General features: G+C 36.0%; 1 protein-coding gene. It reads right to left on the bottom strand.

Annotation, left to right across the window (positions count from 1 at the left end):
* Window positions 1–49: 49 nt before the first annotated feature.
* Entirely contained in the window at window positions 50–1,321 is a 1,272-nt protein-coding gene (locus EKM98_RS11980; RefSeq protein ID WP_125982757.1) for an ISL3 family transposase, read from the bottom strand.
* Window positions 1,322–1,482: the final 161 nt, after the last annotated feature.

Genomic DNA, 1,482 nt, shown 5'->3' with positions numbered 1-1,482 from the left:
TTGGCTCTTCGTCAACTGTTGTTGGTGAATCCAGATATTAGAGTTCTAATCACTTTGTGATTAGGGCTCTTTTGGTGTGGATTTTAAAAGTGTATAGTACCCGAGTTCGGAATCTAAAGAAACTACGAAATCCAAAACTAACTCGTTTGATTGCTTTAACTTTATTATTAGAACCTTCTAAGGGACCGTTCGTATAATGATAAATAAAGGTATTATGAATTTCGTCGTGATGAGTTTCAAGCATCTCAAGAGAGCTTTGCATTTCTTCTGAGCAGCCTTTGATATTCCAGAAAGCAGCATTATAGTTGTTCCAATCTTTATTCTTAATAGCCGTACGAACGTTGTTCAAAACTTTATAAGCTTGTTTGAGTTCTGGATCTAGTGATAGCAAGTTATTGACGACATCAGTGGCCGTAATCAGGTGAGAGAAATTAGTCCATTTATGAAAATTCTCAAAATCAAGTTGTTCCGTAGGAACAAGTAATAGTTTCCAGTAGCGCTTAAGGGCACGGTATTCTCGAGAAGAGGTTGCAAACTTTTTCATTAATCTAATTCGAGTTTTGTTAAATGCACGGTTAATGGCGTTAATAATGTGAAATTTATCGATTATCACAATAGCATTTGGGAACACACTCTTGGCTAATTTGGGATAAGTGTAATTCATGTCAGTAACAATAATTTTAACGTTTCCTCTGGCAGTTGAATCATAGCGATTAAAATGTTTTTCAAGTTGATTAATTGTTCGAAATGATAAGATATCAATGAATTCATGAGTTTCACCATCCATGAATTCAAAACTCATACTGTCTTGTGCAGACTTGGTGCTTTTAATTTCATCCATTAAAATAATTTCTGGTAAAGCATGCATATTTAGTTGAAAATCACGCTCAGCGTACATTAACTGGCGGCCAACGAATGAATCAGATGTTGATAACTCATTGGCGATATGCTTTAGAGATACTGAATCTTGGAGCTTCTCTAAGCAGTCATGTCGGGTTAGATTAGAAATCGTACAGTTTTTTGGGACTAAAGTGGTTTGCGCTAGAAAGGTTGAATGGCAGTCCTTGCACCAAAAGTTTCTACGCTTTAACTTCAAAATAACGGTATTCCCTAATGTTTGGGGAAGGCGAACAGTGGTTTCACGCCATCCATAATTGATAATTCGACGATTGTTTAGGACACCACATTGAGGGCAAGCCTTCGGCTGATAGTCTAAGCGGCCAAAAATACGTATAGCGCCATCACTTTTCTGAGAGCTTTTTTCAATTTTTATATGTTCATCTTCTATACCTAGTAGTAATTTGGTAGTATCATTTTTCATAAGGGCATTTCCTGCTTTCTCTAAAATCTTCGTTGTGGTTGATTTGATGAATAGGGCTGGGAGTGCCCGTTTTGTTTAATACTATTAATACTAATATATACAAAAAAATCCGTCATCGATAACAGAATTAATCTATTACCAACAACAGATATTGTAGAGCC

It is taken from the genome of Loigolactobacillus iwatensis (assembly GCF_003950295.1).
In the GTDB taxonomy this organism is placed as follows: domain Bacteria; phylum Bacillota; class Bacilli; order Lactobacillales; family Lactobacillaceae; genus Loigolactobacillus; species Loigolactobacillus iwatensis.
The sequence above is the reverse complement of the archived record's forward strand: the minus strand, read 5'-3'. Positions and strand labels throughout refer to the sequence as shown.